The sequence below is a fragment of the Halorubrum rutilum genome (assembly GCF_024494565.1).
Genome location: NZ_JANHDN010000006.1, coordinates 127,376 through 145,905, shown reverse-complemented (window position 1 = coordinate 145,905; position 18,530 = coordinate 127,376). Strand labels below are relative to the sequence as shown.

Genomic DNA, 18,530 nt, shown 5'->3' with positions numbered 1-18,530 from the left:
CTACGAATCGTCTTCCGGCGGTGGCCGTTTCGAGAGCTGATCAAACCGATTCTGGGCTGCGTCTTTTCGCTTCGTGGTCTGTTCGGGTTCGTACTGTACTGTCTCCAAGTCGCCGTCGACAACGGTGACTGTGAGGATCGCATCGGCGTGGTGCCCGTCCTCAGGGAGTCGATCAGCTTCTAGGACAGCATTCTCTACCTCCTCGCCGTCTCGTTCGAAAAACACGGTAGCGAATCCATCTTCGAGTGAGTCCACCACAGCTGTGTATTCGCCGTTGTCCAGATCAACTAGATCAGTCATGAATATGTCTCCTCTAGGACACGCTCCCCGTTAGGAGTACTGACGATCACGGTATCCCCGTCGTTGTTCCAAATCGGCGACCCAGAACCCCAGTACAATTCAGTAGTTGTACTCGTACCACTGCCTGTATGAAGTGTCACTGATTCACCGGCAGCAAGCTCAAATCCCTCAGGAATAGTGTACCTCTGACCTGCTTCGTCTTCGATTGTCCAGCCAGAGAGATCGAGCGTCTCGTTACCGGTGTTCTCAAAGACGACGTATTCGTCATTGAGGTTGTCTCGGTCATCACCAGCCGCGTCCGCGTGGATTTCAGCGACTGTCAGGGCGGCTTCAGCTGTCGTCTCATCCGTCTCGCTGTCCGTGTCATCGGGAGTGTCGTTGCTACCAGTGTAGATACTGGTTGTCCCATCGCTCTCAATGCGGGCCCGGTCACTAACAGCGTCAGGCGCTCCAACGTCGATCGGATCGCCCTCACGGATCGTACTCGGATCAGTCGGGGCGTCTCGTTGGGTTTGGACAGTAACGTTCTGTCCGTTACTGGTCAAGATGATGTTGCCGTGTGTTGCGGTCCAATACGCTGGGAGTGATCGCTCAGCGAGTCGTTGGAGGACCTCCTCGTGGGGATGTCCGTACTGGGAATCATACGCGCTCGAGATAACGACTGCTTGCGGATCGACCGCATCAAGAAACGCTCCACTTGACGAGCTCGCAGAGCCGTGGTGGCCGGCTTTCAGAATTGTCGAGTCCAGCTCTGGTCCGTATTCGTCGACGAGGTATGCTTCCTGATCGTCTTCGGCATCGCCTGAAAACAGGAAGCTCGTTTCGCCGTAGGTGAGCTTGAGGACGATGCTGTTCTCGTTGCGATCTTCGTTTTCGAGGTACGGATCCGGTGGGCCGAGGACATTGACATCGACATCGCCAAAGTCGATCGTGTCACCCTCACGCGTTTCGTACAGCGTCACGTCGTGTGCTTCGATCGCGTCGAGATACTCAGCGTAGGTTTGTGTGCTTGACGCGATCCCGGGGTCGTACACCGCGCCAATCCCGTCGGCTTCTGTTTCGTAGTACTCGATGATCGCGGCGTTGCCACCGATGTGATCTGCGTCACTATGCGATGTGACGAGATGATCGATTCGCGAGATATCATGGCGTTGGAGATACGCTAGGACGTACTCGCCGTCGTCGTTGTAGTGGCCCGTATCAACGAGCATTGTCTCACCATTTGGGCTCGTGATGAGCGTGCTGACCGATTGACCGACGTTGATGTAGTGGACCTCAACACTCCCGTTGGTTGTGACAGGAGAGGCCCCGTTGGCTGGTTCCGGATCAACAGGAGCCGGGTCACCAGAGATTCCGCCGGCACAACCGGCGAGGAGAACCATCCCGGCGATGACGAGAAGAGTAGTGAGCTTTTCTGGCGAGTCCATGGACACAGTCGACGTCGGTAGAGTGTAAAGCTACGCGACTCCGACGGAGTGGCCTAGCTGGTAGTGAGCTGCTGAACGTCAGGCGTAAGTTGGCATCGATAAAGAGGAGCCGGAGTTACGTTCGGTGTGTTCGGACCAGATCTTTGAGTTCTGATTTGCTGAGCTGGGTGATCCTGCGCCGGTTACCATCATGGGTGTAGAAGATTGAAGCAGAGACCGACCGATCCGGATATTGGTCGGCAACGACGTGGTAGTATATGCTGAGCTGTTTCTTGTATTCGTCTTCGGCGTGGGTGGTGAGATCAGTTTTGTAGTCGATGATATCGACCTGATCAGGCGTGATATGGAGCAAGTCGATGATCCCACCGATCGTCACCTCCGTGTCGTCCACAATCAACGGAAGGAACGCGTCGATTTCGGCTTGCTTCTCGCCGTCAAGTGACTCTAGGAGGTCCCGCACATTCTCTTTATCAGGGTTGCCGTCGGTGTCGACAGCCTCGTCGAGCACATACCGCTCTGCGAACTCGTGGACATCAGACCCAAACTCCATCCCTCGACCACCGGTGTCCCCTTCGAATACCGCGTCGTCAATGAATGTATGCGGAGAGTAGCGTGCCGGCCCATCTGGCTCCGGAATATCAACCGTAAACGGTGAATGTTCGTCCTCTATCGGGCCGAAGGCCGACAGAACTGGATCCACAGATTCGATGTCAACGGGAAGTTCATCGAGGAACACGTTCGGATCCTCACCGCCGGTCAAAATGACGTGGCTCTCAGCGCGCGTAATAGCCACGTAGAGGAGGCGGCGTTCCTCATCGTAGTTCGGCGGGAGACACTTGTTGAGAACGTCTGTCTGCCAATTGTCGTAGACGTGTGGCACATCGTGAGCCTCTTCAGAGTACACCTTCCGCTGTCGGAGTCCGACCGGATCGGTATACGCAATATCGCTCCCACTGCCGCCGGTCGACGGGAACTTGTTTCTGTTCATATTCGCAAGGATGACGATCGGGTATTCGAGGCCCTTTGTCGCGTGGATCGTCTGAACAGTCACCGCATTCGTCCCCGCACCAGCGTCAACCTCGTGGGTACTGCCATCGTCGATCGCCGCTTCGATGAACTGAATCAGTTCTCCACGGGTGAACGTTGTCGTCCCATAGACGGACTGGACCGTGTCGAGAACGACGTCCGCAGTTGGGCCGCTCCGATCGTATCGATCGAACACGCGACGGGCGACACCGCCGAATGTCTCCATCTCTCGGAGCTCTTCGCGGAAGGTAACCATCGCGTCAGGGTACGCGTCACCGTCGAGGATCGCGTTCACCTCGTCGATCGTATACCCGGCTTCCGCTAAGACGAGCGCCCAGCCCCGATCGGCGTTGCGTTCGAGGATCCGAAGCCACGCTAACAGGAGCTTTGCGGCGTCCGTTCGGAACACCTCAATCCCACCTTCATACGCCATCGGGAGGTCGTACGCGTTCGCCGTGTCGAGTAGGTCCCGGCCGAAGTCGCGAGTCCGGGTCAAGACGGCGACATCGCCGTAGTTCGGCGCGCGGTACTCGCCGTCATCACCCTCAACGGCGTAGTCGTCATTGTCGACGATGGCGTCGATTTTCGCGAGGATCGCCTCGTGTTCGTCCTCGCTCGTGAGCGCCTCGATACGACTATCATCACGGTCCGTATCAGCCTCCAACGGCGTGACTGTCTCAGAGATAGCTTCAGTATCCAGTGATTCGCTTTTCGTCGCACGCGCTGTCAGCGCATGTGTTGAGAACTCCAAGATAGACTGTGTCGACCGATAGTTTCGCGTCAACCGTTTGCCGGCAGCCTTCGTCGGCGAGAAGGTGACTCGCTCTGCGTCTCGGTTGAGTTCATCGACGAACCGGTGGAGCCGATCATCGAACTCACGGATGTTGTCGACGTCGGCGTATTGGAAGCTGTAGATACTCTGCTTCCAATCACCAACCACACAGATATTGTCGGTGCCGGCGAGAAGAAGCATCAGCTTGAACTGGATCTCACTCGAGTCCTGAAACTCATCGACCATCACGTACTCGTATCCGAGCCGCTCTCGGAGGTCGTGGTCTTCACACAGAAGCACGAACGCAAACAGCTGCAGGAACCCGAAGTTCAGGTAATTCCGTCGCAGCGCAAACTCGAGGTAGGCGTGATACACGTCATGAACGAACTGCTTGAGTGCCGTTCGATCCTCCTCGAAGACGCGTTCTGCGACAGCCGCTGGGATCTGCTTGCCGTCTCCTCGAAGCTCCCATTGTTCAGGGGCGTCCGGGAGGTAGGTTTTCTCCTTCCCGTAGTCGTTAAGCTTCTGGCGGAGCTTCGACTGCCTGCTACCACCATTTCGGGGTTCGTTTATCTCGGCGAACAGCGTCTCGAACGCCGCAAAATCACCGTCGAGGTGTGACTCACCGTCGCGGTACCAGCCGGTTGCGGTGGGAAAGACACCCTTCGCAGACAGCTCTTTGATGAGATCGAGCAGTTCTGTCGTTTCTGAGATCGCTGTGAAGAACTCGGTGTACTCGGGGTGCGAGTCGATGAACTGGCCGATGAACTCTCGAAACAGCGCCTGTTCGATGATGTCGTCTTCGATGATCCGCGTCGAGCCGGTGATCGTCTCCTCCACGCCGAGATATGTCGGCGCATCATGGCCGTGTTCATCAAGGATATCGTGTGCTAACGAGTGGAACGTCTGAATGGGGGCGTTTGAGAGCTCCCGCATTCCGTACTCGCTGTTCCGCACAATCCGGTCGCGCATCTCCTCGGCGGCGTTATTGGTGAACGTGACCAACAGGACATCGGACGGATCAACCCCATCCTGTGCGACGATATTCGCGTATCGGCGGGTGACGGTGAAGGTCTTCCCAGTGCCAGCGCCCGCATCGACGAGGTACAGGCCCTCGATCGCGTTAATGAGTTCGCGCTGTTCCGGATTCGGTTCGACATCGCTCATTGGTCTCCCTCTAAGAGCAGATCCCGATTGTCGACCCGCCGGTAATTCGGCTCGCCGGCAAGTCCCTCGATGGGAAACGGCTCGTCACCCGTGCGACGTCGGTTGAGCTCTGTCAATCGCTCCTCAACGAACGACTCAAACGCATCCAGATCCGGCTCAAAGAACGCACCCTTCTGTTGCCGGGCGATTTCCCGCATAACCTGTTTGCTCCCCGTCGTTACGTAGACGAATTCACCAATCTCTGATCTTAGTCGTTCAATCATCGTCCGGCCAAACTCTGACTCAATGAGTTCGTCGCTGTCAGCTGTCTCAGCGAGTGGTGCGGCATCGAAGAGAGCAGCGTATGTCTGATAGTCGATCTTCGAGAGGGTCTTCTGGCAGTCGTTAGCCCCCTCCTCACGAAGGTACTCGAAGAACTCCTCTGTTCGGACGTGTTCTGTGAGAGAGTATGGATAGTAGGTCACCGTCGTCAGCGCGTCGTCGAGATCGACGTCACCGGCGATGGCGTCGTCAACGAGTTCAGTGACGTAAAAGAACGTGAATGAGAGCTGCTTATCCGGGGTTTGTGAACGCCAGTAGGTGAGATACAGCAACGCCTGAAAGTCAGGCTCGTCGGATGGGTTGTCGATCGCGGCGTCTTGGACGATCGAATTGGCGTCGTTCTTACTCCCACTTTTGTAATCCAGCAGCTCGGTTTGCGACTGGACAAGATCGATCATTCCGTTGACACCAAGATCCTCATCAACAAACCGGCGTTCAGTTACCGGCGACTCGATATCGTACCCGAAGTAGTCGGCAATAGCGTTCTCAGTACTGCTGGAGGGTGTAAGGAACGCTCCGTCTGTCGGAGGGTTGTCGTCGAGGTACGAGACGATTGTTTCGAGGCTAACACGGTACTCAGTGCGGCGAGTCTGTTCATCAACGGAGCGGATCAGCGGACGGACTTCATCAAGCATGAGGTCAACGACGTCTGTCAACGCCGCGTCGTCGACGACCGCAGGATGGGTGACGTAGAACTCCGCAAAGTCATGGAACAGGTTGCCTTCAGTGAGATACTCTTTTGCTGGACCGTCGACGATCCGGCTGAAGTAGTAGTCTCGGGGGGAGTTCACGTAGGTGTTGAGACTCGACTTACTGATCGTCTCGACTGGGTCAGGAGACACGTCAACTGACTCTGTGTTGAATACAGCCCCGTCATGTGGTTCAGATCGGAGTTGATGGGTGGTAGACGGCAGCTCTGAGAAACGATCGTACTCTTGCTCGAGGAGTTCTTCGAAGTACAGACACGGGGTAACCGGCGATCCGCCGGTCGCATCCTGAACGAGATAGTGTTGCTGGCTCCCGCTCTGTAACAGCAACTGGAAGCTCTTGAGATTCCGCGTGAACTGAGCATCCTGATCAACCCACGGACGACGTGGTGCCGAGTGTGTCCATCGATCATCGAGACCGAGATAGAAGACGACCTCACGGCCAACGTATGATGCCGACTTCGCGTCGGCGAGCAGAACGCCTTCGTTATCCCGGTCGACAGGGACCTCATACGTCTGTAGATAGAACGACAGCTCGTCGAGGCGTGCCTCCGTGACGGGCTCGTCGGCGATACCAAGCTCATCTAGCTCCGTTCGAAAGGCCTCAAGCGTGTCGTCGGTGCGGTGTTCGAATACCGAGAGCGCGTCCGAAAACGTGTACTCCTGGATCTCGTGACAGAAGTCGATCAGCCACGAAAGGTCATCATCATCGAGTTCGTGGAGCCGCTTGTCTGCCTCACGGTCGGCCACATCACAGTCAAAGGCTGTCAGTAGCGACCGAATTTCGCTGATCCGAGTGTCAGTTCCTCGGTGGGCAGTCCGGAGGAGATGAAGGAACAAGCGGTGTTCGCTGCGATCAGTAAAGCCCGGTCCGCCGAAAAATGGGATGTCGGCTGCCTCGAGTGCGGACTCAATGAGCGGCGAGTACTCACTTTCCTGATCGAGGACGATCCCGACGTTTTCGGCGTTTGTCTCGGTGACCGCATTCACCACTGTTTCGATGATCGCTGTTGGTGACTCATGGATGCGAAACGGGGGCAGCTCAAACTCTGTGTCGGCAAAGAGACTGACCGTATCGTACTCAGTAGGCAGATACGCTCGTTCGAGTTGCGTGAGCATCTCCGGCTCGACGACAACCACATCGAGATCTGAATCGATAGTGTCGGTTGTGAGCTTCATCGAGGCCGTCTCAAGGTCACCGATTCGCTCAACAGCTCGTTGGGTAGCCTCGTCGACGTAGGCGTCGTACTCGAAGATAGCCTCGTGGGATCCTTGGTGTTCCCAACACTGGAGGATATTCCCAACTGCGTAGGCGCACCGTTTCCACGAAATATCTTCATTGGCGATCATGCCGAGAAACGCGAGTCGGTCCTCAGATTCTTGCCGGCGACCGACTGCAAGGCGACGTGGGGGGATCGCAAACGGACCGAGGTGTGACCGATCAAGCTGGCGGTTGAGGGCGCTCGCGAGCGGTCCGTCAGGGGTAATCACTCGGTCGTATGAATTGACTTCGTCGTAGAGTTGACGTGGCGATTTTGCGCGGGGAAATGGCACATCACGTTGAATCGGGGATATCGGTTAAATCTTTGTTAGATGTTATTCACTCTCCGTGTCTGCGATTCCCTCGGTTTTCATATCAAGATCACTCCCCGAACTGATAGTGATCACTAACAATCTGGCCCCTTTGAGAGCCGTTGATTGGGCTCATTCGACCGAGTTTTGGTCCAGTCGAGGTTGTATATAAATAGCGGAGGTTTGCGAATTATTCGAAAAGGGCTACCTTTTCGACGCTCTTTAAGATCGGCTGTCCCACATAGAGGGGTACTAAAGCAGTAGTATATACTCAGGCGCTCATGTATCGCAAATTGTTGATGTAGTGCCGTCTTGCGATTTTGGCATTAAGCGACCGAGATGAGAATCAGCTGTCTGAACGGTCTGCCGATCATTTCTCACTCTCACCACTTTTGAAAGAACTGGATCAACAATCTCATACAGAAGAGCGGCTCGTTCATTTGGTCGGTGTGGTGGTCAAGCACAGTGTGGTCTGTCTGTTTCAAATGTGCCGACTGTGAAGTAATCCGGGTTCCCGGCCGTTGCTTACACCTTCGCGCTCAGATCATAGCCCCGTATTTACTTAACTTTTCCATTATTGGTGATATAGCAACATGCGAGTCTAAACTAGTGATGGCGGTAGCGACATTAGCGAAATCAGCGGAAAGAGAGGTCAGTTGTCTCGAAATTTGTCTTCTCGATCCGGTCTTTGATTCGTGACAGTAGCTCCTCAACTTCTATTTCTCCGCTGTTGATCCGGGCGTCAAGCTTCGATAGAGAGCGTTAGCCGTAGGGTCACAATCTAAGAGCGTCCCCGGAAATCGCTCCGTTATATAATTGCTTCGGTACTCGGTCGAAGGGGAATCAATGATCCCGTATCAGTTCACCTTGGTATGTCCCGTGACTCCCGATGAGTGTGATTGCCACTAATGAGAATCATCCACGTTTATCAACCATTGCGATGGCTGCCGCCATACCGAGCAATAGCAACCCGAATCCAGCGGTAGCGGCTGGTATCGACGTCCGGATAAGTGCGCCCCCGGTGAGTGCGCCAACCCCGCCAACAGCGGCCCCCAATCTTGACGGAGAATCATCATTGGATTGCATCCACCGCTCGCGATGCGCGATACCCATCGATGTTGTAGTTGCATAGAGCGGTATCAGCGAGATCGTGATAAGCCAGTCTCCCGAAGCCAACTCCCCGACCGGAATCGATACAGCCAGTCCAACACCTATCGAAACCGCATATCGGAGGGCGGGACGCATATCGCAATCTACAGCCGGTGAGAATAAGATAGCATCGACACTAGCATTTCCGTGAGCGCGGAGTGAATATATTCTGGTAGCAGCTAACCGCAGGCTCTGTTTGCTCATTCTGAGATAGTGCCCAACTTCTTAGTCAGAAATACACTCACCCACTATACACTACCGAACCATGATAGATGAAATTCTTGGGTTGCTTCTTGATGCTGTCGTCGAATTCATTCCAAATAGCGTATGGAAGATCCTTGCATTTGTGATCGGGGCCGTGGCGACAGCAGCCGGCGTGCTCATGATCGACGAGTCGCTGTGGGCAGGTGGAGCGTTGATCACTGTCGGTCTGTTCCTCTTGGCTGGCTCAGTAATCTCGTGGTTCCAATAATTGAAACTTCACATTATATTCAACATACACTCATGTATAGCACATTGTTGATGAAGTGTTGTCTTGCGATTTTGGCATCAAGCGACCGAGATGAGAATTAGCTATCTGAACGGTCCGCCGGTCATTACTCATCCCCACCAGTTTCAAAAGAACTGAATCAACAATCTCCTACAGAAGAGCGTACTCAGGAGCTGGGGGGTCGGCTAGTGCAAGACTTAGAGGGTCTGTACAGCATCTTAATATATTCAGTCTCAAGCTACTGCTGTGGGGTCTCCCGTACGGTGGACGTATGAGTAGGGCACTCATTGCTTTATTGAAGAAATCATTCAGATTTTTGTGTAGTCTGCTCCAAAGTTGAGTATGGTTCAACGAGAAAACAAAATACGAGTGGTCTCTTTGTTTGCGGGACTGATTCTCTACGCAGCCGCGGGCCGTTTTACTAAAATTTCTGACAAAATGAGGCACGCTCTTCTGATGTTAGTGGGTGTTGTCGCACCTCTGCTCATCAACAAGTACCTCGACAGCTAATCAAGAAATCGAAACTTCTCAAGCTACAGCGCGAACTGTTATATACACTACCTAAGTATATGATTACAACCTTTAGCATTCAATATGTTAGATAAGCCGGTACACATCTATTACGAATCGCGGACGGTCAATCACACTCAAACAGCGACACCGGAAGCGCGAGAGTGACCGTTGTTCCGCCGTCTACGTCGAACCATACTTCACCACCGAGTCGATCAACACCCCACCAGACCAGCCAAAGTCCCAAGCCGCTACCGTGGTGCAGTTTTGTCTCTTTGGCCTGCTCAAACACCCTCATTTCGTGCTCGTTGATTCCCGGTCCGGTATCGGTGACCTCGATCCGCCACTCCTCGGGTTGGTTGGTTTGGGCGGTTTCAACCGCTCGCACCGTCACACATGGGTCCGGAGTGCTCCCACCATGTTCAACCGCGTTTGACACCAGTTCACGGATAACCGGAATGAGTATCTCTTGATTCGCGCTCGTCATCACTGATGGAATGTCCGTGACAACGGGGATAGACGCTGGTTCAGGATCACACGTCTGCTGCTCGGTTACACAGTGTGCTTGCGGGACAGCCTCGATAGCCCGATGAGTGAGTTCCTCAACAGGGTGTTCTTTACCACATTGGTCTGCCTGTAGCACCGACTCGATTTCACGGGCAGTCGTCCCGAGGTTGCGCAAATCCGACAAGTGTTCGCGAACCGCTGCCACCGTCTCACTGGGGTTCTCAGAACAATCCTCGTCGTTCAGTTGTTGTAGATGCGCCGTCGTCACGTCGACCTTGTTCCGAAGGTTGTGCCGGAGAACGCGATTAAGCACTTCTGCGCGACGGGCGTTTCGTCGACGGGCCGTGATATCGCGAAACGTCAGCGTGTGGCCCAATACGCGGCCATCCCCGTCGGTGATTTGACCCGCTGATGCCTCCAAGAGCCGATCGCTCTGTGGTAGCTGACACGTCCTTTGCTCGCCCGTGAGTAACGCTTCGATATCGAACGTGTCCGGCATTGCCGTCGTGAGTGAGTCCCCAACGACCGTCTCGTACTTCTGATCGAACAGCGACACTGCAGCACCATTCCAATCGACGACACGCTGTTCGTCCGTAACAGCGATTGCAGCGTCGGCCATCCCCGCAACGATGTCCCGACGAGCGACCGCTGAGGCCGCTGGCAACTCATCGAACAACCCGAGTTGAGTGACGGCAAGCCATACGCCAACAACTGAGAGCCCGAGGAATGGAACGGGGACAGCCGCCCTCAACACTGGGGTCTCAGTTACTCCTACAAGGAAGCCCTCGGCGAGCCATACCGGCGGAACGATAACTGCAACGGACAATGTCAATCGTTTTGAGACGAACTCGTACTGATACAGAGTCCGCCACAATTGCCCGAGAGCGAGCAATACCAGCGCCCCCGTTACGAATAGCGAGACAGTCACAGCAAACTGCAAGAAAGTGACGAACGCGTCTGACACTGCCGCGCGAAGGCCGGCCGGCAGGACTGAAGGTGCCAGCGATATCAGTGTAACGTATGCGGTTCCGGCGGCGTACAATAGAGCAAACAACGCAAGTACGAAGAGTAACCGCTGCTCGCTACGGTCCGTTCGGGTCGTATACACCAAAACAAACAGAGCGTATGCCCACGGAACCAGCGTCTGCAACGCTGAGTCGAGGATCATCGATACATAGAAACCAACTTCGACCACCGGTGACACCGACTCCAGTACAGCGAATCTGATGATGCCGTCGGGCGACCGCATTCCATAAAATTCTACGATGAGGTAATAGATACCACCCGTGACGGCCCACAGTCCCAGTCCCGCTGTCGTGGCAAGAAAGCTTCGTGACCCCACTCCATCAGACCGTCTGGCTGTTTCTCCAGTCAGGAGAAACAGAGTAATACCGAGCGTGAGGTGTATAAGCCCAATCCACATCGGCACTCTACACTGAGAGCGGTACAGTAGATAGTTTGCGGTATTGAAACGACACGAGACAGTTCTGTTTGACCCTGCTAAAATTCTCAGAGTGTTATGAATTATCTCAGTAGTTTAATAGAACACAACACCCCGGCTCTATTGAAGTCCTCAGAAACTGACAATAACCGCGTGCTGGATACAGAGGTTGAAGTCAGCAGTTGGTCGTCGTTGCTTTCACGTCAGTCGGGTGAATTAGCCAATCAATAGACGTGCACAGTTTCACTCCGTGCTAGTCCCAACTTGGTATAGCAACAGGCCGCTAGCTAAGAGAAGCCCTCCAAATATCAATTCAAATATATTCCCCGGAAGTAACTGTGAGTAGCCTAATACCGGGTTAGTAAGGATTATTACACCGATAACTAGAACAAATAGAGATATGATATATTTTAGGGTATCCTGATAATTCATTCCAGCAGACTTGTCGTATCCGATTTGACTAATATCTTGATGTACTATACTGACCGATCGTTCCCTCCCGGAGAGCAGGCTCGGTTCGTACCACACTTGCGCTCTCTATTCAGCACGGAATCAACAAACTACCCGATAGCTGTCAATAAGAGCGTGGCCGATACAGAGGGTGTGGTCAGCACGTCGCCCATCGTCGATTTCGCACCGATCCCGATGAATTAGCTGCTCAGTGTGGTTGCGTGGTCATCGCTTGCGATACCACCGAGCCAAGCGCATACTGATTGCGAGACTGAGTCCGCCAGCCAGCACTGCGCTGGTGGCTCTTGACGTGAACGAATTACCGATGGAAAGCTGCCACAGCACTGCGACGACGGTAATGACACCTATTAGACCCCAATCAGGGTACGTGAGGGTTCTGTACTGCTCCATACTAAACGGCTACACCGCCACAGACATTTGCGTTACGTGTGTGCTGTACTGAGCAATCTGCTCACTCGAAAACGGGTGGTGTCCCGTGTAAGAGACGCACACTCCATCCTGCACGCCAATCTGTCACAATATTACTAAGCCGACACCCATTTCACTAAATGAAACAAGAGCCTCTCCACAGCTGACGAATGGGTACGATAGCCGCCGATTTGGGAGCGATAGCCGTGTTGATTGTCGGACGATCGGGCGTAGTACCACGTTTCGGGTTTGCGGCCCCTATCTCGACATGTAATCCGCCCAAACTCGTGACTGCCCACAATCTGTAGAGTTGCTATCTCATATCGAGACGATGCGTGTCACGCTCCGTCGTTTTCGCTACTGGCGTTCGAGAAGTTCAAGCGCCTCGCTGAGTCGCGAGATGTACTCGTCGGGTGGGAACCGCCACCAGACCTGTCCACTCATGTGAGCCAGTGGGAGTACGTGGGTGTCGACCGGATCGGAGATTCGGTGGAGTGTCCCATGGATGGACATAATGCTCTCCGGGTCGGCGTCGGTATCCACGACGGGTTCGGGTGCAGTCGAGCGTCGGAGTGCCGGCCACGCGTTTCCCCCAAAGGTGATCACAAGATCCGGATCCAACGCTCGGAGTTCTTGCTTGAGGAGGTGTTGATACGAGGCGCGCTCGGCGGCAACTCCGAAACCGTCGACGCGGTACTTCACGACGTCGCCGAGGTAGAAGTCTCGATAGAACTGTCCGGAGTCGACGTACTGGTGCCAGCCGTTCGGGAGCGAAATGAGATCGTGGCGGGCGAGCGTCTCGAAAAAACGCTCCGAGAAGTCGGCGTTCCGCCCGGTCAGCCAGCTCTTGACAAACTCGCGGTAGACGCCGATCTGATCGCGAGCCGAACATTCGCCGGCGAGTGGGTTCTGCGGACGCAATTCTGACAGGTGACGTTCGTGGAGGTTCCCGGGATCCTGAACGAGGAGGACGATGTCCGGATCGTCAGTCTCCCAGTCGTAGTAGAACGTGTATGAGAGCCGCCGGCTGACCTCCTCTCGGGTAGGAAAACCAGCGTCCGAGAAGACCGTCTCGACGCTACGGGTGGCCGTCTGCTGTAGCTCTCGGAGCGTCGGCTCCGTTGGCTCGTCGATCTCCGAGAGGAGTTTACGAGCGGTCGTTTCGTCCATTTGTATCGAATGGTCTCTAGCGGACTAATTGATACTTCGGGTGAACTGAGTCGTAAACGATCTGAATACCATCACCTTCGCTCTCCATCAGAACGATCCAGCGTTGGTAATCGCTCCGTCATCTATTTAATCGCGCTGACGTGTGGGTTTGATATTCAATGAGCCAAGCGACGCTCGGGAGTGGTCCCTACCGGAACTCCAACCTCTTCTCTGGCTACTATCTCGACGAGCGCGTCGGAGATTTAGACGCGTGGGACTGTGACGAGGAAGCCGAGAAAGCCTTCGAGCAGATCCGTGATCTCTGGAACAAGGAGGGCGCCCTCTTACCCTCCTACAACGAAGACGAACTGATCGACACGTGGATCGCCGAGGTGGTCGACATCCTCGGGCATGGTACGAGTTCCGAGGTGACGCTCCCGGACGGCGGGGGCTACGTTGACCGGCTGCTCTTCGAGAACGACGATGTGCGTCGAGAGGGGGCGAAGCGCGCCCGCGACGGCGATCATGAAGGGCTGTTCTCACGGGCGTCGGCGATCCTCGAAGCCAAACAGTGGGACGCAGACTTCGAGCAACGATTCGCCGAGCAGCGCTCCTACCGTGACGCCTCACATCAGATCAAGTACTACCTCGAACGGACGCCGAGCGATCTGAAGTGGGGTGTGCTCACCGACGGAAAGAAATGGCGGCTCTACGGGACCAAAGACTAAGAGACACAGACCTACTACGAAGTCGATCTGCCGGAGATTCTAGAGAGCGGGGATCTGGAGGCGTTCAAGTACTTTTTCGCGTTCTTCCGACCAGAGGCGTTCGTCGAGCACGCAGGGAGTTCGTTCCTCGACGACGTCTGGACCGAATCGGAGACAGCTGCACAGGAACTTGGCGAAGATCTTCAGGACAACGTATTCCGGGCACTGCGAGTGCTCGGGAAGGGATTCGTCGAGTCGAACGACCTCGACGTGGGCGACGACGGCGACATCAATCGCGACGAACTGAAAGAGCAGTCGCTGGTTCTCCTCTATCGGCTGATGTTCGTGCTGTACGCGGAGTCGCGTGGCCTGATCGACCCTGATGACCCGGACGCGAGCGAGGAGTACCACGAGTACTTCAGCCTCGAATCGAAGCGTGAGGAGATTCTCGACGACGTCGAGGATATGGACGTGGAGTCTGGCGAGGCGTTCACCGAGGAGTACAGCCGGTTCTCATCGTCCATTTGGGGGCGGCTCTCAGAGCTGTTCGAGCTGATCGACGAAGGCGAGGACTCGCTCGACATTCCGCCGTACAATGGGGGACTGTTCAGTCGCGAGGACCACGCATTCCTTAATGAGTACGAGGTGAAGGACCCGTACATCGCCGAGGTCATCTACTGGCTGTCGACGACCGAGAACGACGAGGGCGAGCACGTGCCGGCGGACTACGCCGATCTGGACACGCGACACCTTGGCTCGATCTACGAGGGGCTGCTCGAACACGAGTTCCGGATCGCGGACGCGGAGGGCGTTGCAGCAGTCTCAGAGGACGGCGGACAGGTGTGGAAGCCCGCCTCCGAGGTCACGGCCGCAGAAGCGGTCGAGATCGTCGAGGAAGGTGGGCTATACGTCGTCAACGACGAAGGCGAGCGTAAGGCGACAGGGGCGTACTACACGCCGGACTACGTGGTCACCTACATCGTTGAGGAGACGGTGGATCCGCTGATCGACGAGATCGACGAGAAGCTCCGCGAGCAGGGGCTCGAACCGAGTGATAGAGAGTACTTCGCGGAGTTCTGGCAGGAGGTGAAGGACCTCACAATCCTCGATCCCGCGATGGGCTCAGGCCACTTCCTGACGAAGGCAACCGGCTACCTCACCGAGCAGGTGATGGAGGTCGTTCGCGAGCAGGAGATCCAGTCGTACGACGAGCAGTATATCCGACGAGAGATTTCGAAAGAGTGCATCTACGGGGTCGATCTGAACGGGATGGCGGTCGAGTTGTCGAAGCTGTCGATGTGGCTGGAAACGTTGGCGGCAGACCAGCCATTGGCGTTTCTCGATCACCACCTGAAGACGGGCAACTCGCTCGTCGGCAGCGACATCACGGAGGTGCTCTCCGAGGACGGCGGCGACGATGATGATAGTGGCCAGCTCACGCTGACGCAGGCGTTTGCGCGCGTCCGGCAAGACACGCTCGAACACGTGATGGAGTTGATGGCGGATCTGCTCGCGTACGACAACGAGACGCTGGAGGATGTGAAGTCGATGGAGGAGCTGTACGACGAGATCCGCGACGACCCCCTCTACACGCGCCTCTTCGAGCTGGCGAACGTCCACACCGCCGAGGAGTTCGGCTGTGACGTGCCTGAGGGCTCGTACGAGCAGATGGCCGGTGCGATCGAGGACGAGGACGATTGGGCCGAGATTCGCGAGGAAGACTGGTTCACGGCGGCACAGGCAACGGCAGACGAACAGGACTTCTTCCACTGGGAACTGGAGTTCCCCGAGGTGTTCTTCGATTCGGAAGGCGAGAAGATGGCAGAGGCCGGGTTTGACGCGGTTGTCGGAAATCCGCCGTATGTTTCGAACTGGGAATTGACCGAGAATAGTCCAATTACGCCAAGAACGTATGAGGAGCTATATCCGGAGCCCACGGTAGGCCATTGGGATCTGTATGTGATATTTAGTTACAAGGCTCTAGAATTGACGCGGCATGGGGGATATCATTCATATATTCTTCCCAGCTCTGTCAAAACAGAAAAATACGCAAGAGATATCCGGAATCACTTGGTCAGAGAAACAAATATTCACGCACTCGTTGACTTTGGAGAATATTCTGTCTTCAAGTCGGTTGACCGTCAATGTGTTATTTACGTAGCTTGTAAAGAACCCTCGACTGGTACTACTGAAATCGTTCGATACAATCAGCCAGTATTCAATAGTGAGTTCAATATTGATCAAGAGATCTTCTTGACCTACAACAATACTTCATTTAGACTAGATATCTCCCCAGAAGACATGGAGCTAAAAGATAAGTTGGATAATATTTCTACCTCATTAGGCTCGATATGTTGTGTCAATCCGGGAATTGTCGCGCATAGTGCAGCAGATAGTGAATTAGACTTTAACAAAGAAGATATACTGTCTGATACTCAGGAAGGGCCGGGATTTAAGCCGTATCTGGAAGGTAAAAACATTCAGCGATATTCTCTTCAGTGGGATGGGAAGTACATCGACTACGACTCAAAAAGACAGCACTTCCATCGCCCGAAATACCCAGAATTATTTGAGAATAGAAAGGTGATCTTCCGGAGGATTAGTGATTCTAATAACCGTCTTGTTTCATGTTATGACTATGATTCATATTATACTGCACAGAGGGCTGCACATGCGGTCCCATGGTCAGAAGAGATGGAATCTCACAGGGGGCCATCAGATCACGAACAGTACGAATATGCGGAACAGTACAACGTGCGGTTTCTTAATGCGCTAGCCAACTCATCAGTCGTCGGATATTATTTCTCTAAATTCTTAGCAACGGGTACTCTCCAGGGATCATATACTGATGTTTATCCTGAAGATATTCGCCAACTACCCGTCAAAAAACTAGATGAGGATGATATTGTAAATGAAGAGCACTCTATCTCAAGTATTCGCGATATTGAGGAGTCGTCTCATCCGTATGTGAAACTGTCAGCGCTGGCACAACTAATAAAATCGTATAAGCGGAACAGGAGAGACCTGAATACAGATTTGATTCAACATCTAGGATCCCCTGAGTTCAACAAGAGCATCCAAGACTACGGTCTAATTCAACCAACAAATAGTTCCAGTAGAACCGCAGTATCGAAAACAAGCGAAGATCTCGAGAACCTCCGCATCGGCACCGCCCGCGTCGATCGCGAGTCCCCCAACACCGTTCTCATAGAGGCAACCGCTCGCTACAAGCCCGACGACGAGGACGCGCACGAGACGGACCAGTGGGGCTACACGGAGACGGAGTCCCTGCCGGCGTTCCGGATCACGGACCTCACGGAGCGGGAGGCGGACCTGATCGAGCACTTTGTTCCGGTCGCCGTCGACGAGGCGGGGGGCTTCGCGAACTTCCGCGAGACGGCGACGAAGACGAACTCGCTGATAGACCGACTGAAGGCGATCGAACTGCCCGACGTCAACGACGTGGCCGACGACTTGGAGAACTACCTACAGACGAAGGAGCGCACCGAGGAGCTCGATGCGAAGATCGAGCAGACGGACGAGCTTATCGACGAGATTGTGTACGAACTATACGGACTCACCGACGAGGAGATCGAGATCGTTGAGGAGGCTGTAAAAGAGTGAGCGAAAACCAGTCTCTGGCCTCCCTAACCGAGGACGACGAGATCGCGGGGAAGGTCAGGAGACAGTTAGAGGTGTTCCCACAGAAGTTCCGAGAGCTCGGAGAGGCTGGGCAGCTCAGTGAACTCTTTCGTAGTCCGAAGAAGTTCTCAGGAGCACGCGTTGAACAGGCACCAGAAGTCTTCACAGAGCAGTATCTCATTGGACCCGTTCTCCACGGACTTGGATACCTAAGTTCCTCCTCAGCGGAATACGACGGAACTGGGCCGCACTTCATCCGCCAGCCAATAACGTATCGGAAAGTCGAGCCGAAACAGCCCGACTATCTACTGAAAAACATCGACCCGGCTATCGTGTGTATCGTTGAGGCGAAGGCGGTAAACCGGGAGCGAATGACTGGTGCGAAAACACACGCGAGTGAGGATATTCGAGAGTATCTGGAAGAGGACGCGTTCTGTAAGTACCTTCGCGATACCAAGCAGCGGTACCTAGTGGGAATCGGAACTGACGGATTCCGATGGACACTGTGGATGAAAGACATTCATACGGGCGAAGCGATGAGTCACAATCCCAAGATCGATATATCCCCTGTCATCAGAAAGGTCGCGAGCCGTAGAGATGTAATTGAGGGGGACTTCTCGTCGGGAGCGTCAGACGAGCGTGAACTCTTAGCCGAGGAGTTTGTGCCCGCCTTCGCTGCGACCAACCTACCGAAATACGTCAAATCGGTGTTCGGGGAAAACTGACCAAGACAAGATCAGCTTCGCGAACTTCCGTGAGGCGGT

At 54.6% G+C, this 18,530-nt stretch carries 10 protein-coding genes and 1 pseudogene; 4 read left to right on the top strand and 7 right to left on the bottom strand.

Annotated elements, in window-relative coordinates:
* The 5 genes from NO900_RS13620 to NO900_RS17705 all read right to left on the bottom strand — a co-directional run bounded on the left by NO900_RS13620 (position 1) and on the right by NO900_RS17705 (position 8,537).
* Positions 1-300 (bottom strand): DUF3006 family protein, encoded by a 300-nt coding sequence (locus tag NO900_RS13620; protein ID WP_256409764.1) that lies wholly within the window; start codon positions 298-300, stop codon positions 1-3.
* The gene (locus NO900_RS13615) at positions 297-1,727 is read right to left on the bottom strand and encodes a lamin tail domain-containing protein (RefSeq protein WP_256409763.1); all 1,431 of its coding nucleotides are present in this window, start codon (positions 1,725-1,727) and stop codon (positions 297-299) included. Before NO900_RS13615 ends, NO900_RS13620 begins: the two co-directional genes overlap by 4 nt.
* A 115-nt stretch (positions 1,728-1,842) precedes the next feature.
* A complete protein-coding gene (locus NO900_RS13610; RefSeq protein ID WP_256409762.1) occupies positions 1,843-4,692 on the bottom strand; it encodes a UvrD-helicase domain-containing protein in 2,850 nt (949 codons plus the stop codon).
* Positions 4,689-7,274, bottom strand: coding sequence for a PD-(D/E)XK nuclease family protein (locus NO900_RS13605; protein ID WP_256409761.1), 2,586 nt, complete (start codon positions 7,272-7,274; stop codon positions 4,689-4,691). The genes NO900_RS13610 and NO900_RS13605 overlap by 4 nt, the downstream gene beginning before the upstream one ends.
* Positions 7,275-8,207: 933 nt before the next feature.
* The gene (locus NO900_RS17705; RefSeq protein ID WP_465261795.1) at positions 8,208-8,537 is read right to left on the bottom strand and encodes a DUF8153 family protein; all 330 of its coding nucleotides are present in this window, start codon (positions 8,535-8,537) and stop codon (positions 8,208-8,210) included.
* A 169-nt stretch (positions 8,538-8,706) separates the two neighbouring features.
* Between NO900_RS17705 and NO900_RS13600 the strand changes: the two genes are divergently transcribed.
* Complete coding sequence (locus NO900_RS13600) at positions 8,707-8,913, top strand: hypothetical protein (protein ID WP_256409760.1); 207 nt, start codon at positions 8,707-8,709, stop codon at positions 8,911-8,913.
* A gap of 360 nt (positions 8,914-9,273) precedes the next feature.
* On the top strand, positions 9,274-9,441 hold the full coding sequence (locus NO900_RS17700) for a DUF7987 family protein (protein ID WP_465261794.1): 168 nt from the start codon (positions 9,274-9,276) through the stop codon (positions 9,439-9,441).
* 127 nt (positions 9,442-9,568) lie between these two features.
* Here NO900_RS17700 and NO900_RS13595 read toward each other — a convergent pair whose 3' ends face one another.
* On the bottom strand, positions 9,569-11,371 hold the full coding sequence (locus NO900_RS13595) for a sensor histidine kinase (RefSeq protein WP_256409759.1): 1,803 nt from the start codon (positions 11,369-11,371) through the stop codon (positions 9,569-9,571).
* A 1,254-nt stretch (positions 11,372-12,625) separates the two neighbouring features.
* Entirely contained in the window at positions 12,626-13,438 is an 813-nt protein-coding gene (locus NO900_RS13590) for a uracil-DNA glycosylase family protein (protein WP_256409758.1), read from the bottom strand.
* A 158-nt stretch (positions 13,439-13,596) separates the two neighbouring features.
* On the opposite strand from NO900_RS13590, the pseudogene NO900_RS13580 reads away from it, so the two are divergent.
* Together NO900_RS13580 and NO900_RS13575 are read left to right on the top strand one after the other, a co-directional pair.
* Positions 13,597-17,748 (top strand): annotated as a pseudogene (locus NO900_RS13580) (Eco57I restriction-modification methylase domain-containing protein).
* Complete coding sequence (locus NO900_RS13575) at positions 17,745-18,491, top strand: hypothetical protein (RefSeq protein WP_256409755.1); 747 nt, start codon at positions 17,745-17,747, stop codon at positions 18,489-18,491. Before NO900_RS13580 ends, NO900_RS13575 begins: the two are co-directional and overlap by 4 nt.
* The last annotated feature ends 39 nt before the right edge of the window (positions 18,492-18,530 follow it).

Coding starts and splice junctions, on each gene's coding strand:
- NO900_RS13595 (WP_256409759.1), bottom strand. CDS start 11,371: ATGTGGATTGGGCTTATACACCTCACGCTCGGTATTACTCTGTTTCTC.
- NO900_RS13620 (WP_256409764.1), bottom strand. CDS start 300: ATGACTGATCTAGTTGATCTGGACAACGGCGAATACACAGCTGTGGTG.
- NO900_RS13615 (WP_256409763.1), bottom strand. CDS start 1,727: ATGGACTCGCCAGAAAAGCTCACTACTCTTCTCGTCATCGCCGGGATG.
- NO900_RS17700 (WP_465261794.1), top strand. CDS start 9,274: ATGGTTCAACGAGAAAACAAAATACGAGTGGTCTCTTTGTTTGCGGGA.
- NO900_RS17705 (WP_465261795.1), bottom strand. CDS start 8,537: ATGCGTCCCGCCCTCCGATATGCGGTTTCGATAGGTGTTGGACTGGCT.
- NO900_RS13600 (WP_256409760.1), top strand. CDS start 8,707: ATGATAGATGAAATTCTTGGGTTGCTTCTTGATGCTGTCGTCGAATTC.
- NO900_RS13590 (WP_256409758.1), bottom strand. CDS start 13,438: ATGGACGAAACGACCGCTCGTAAACTCCTCTCGGAGATCGACGAGCCA.
- NO900_RS13610 (WP_256409762.1), bottom strand. CDS start 4,692: ATGAGCGATGTCGAACCGAATCCGGAACAGCGCGAACTCATTAACGCG.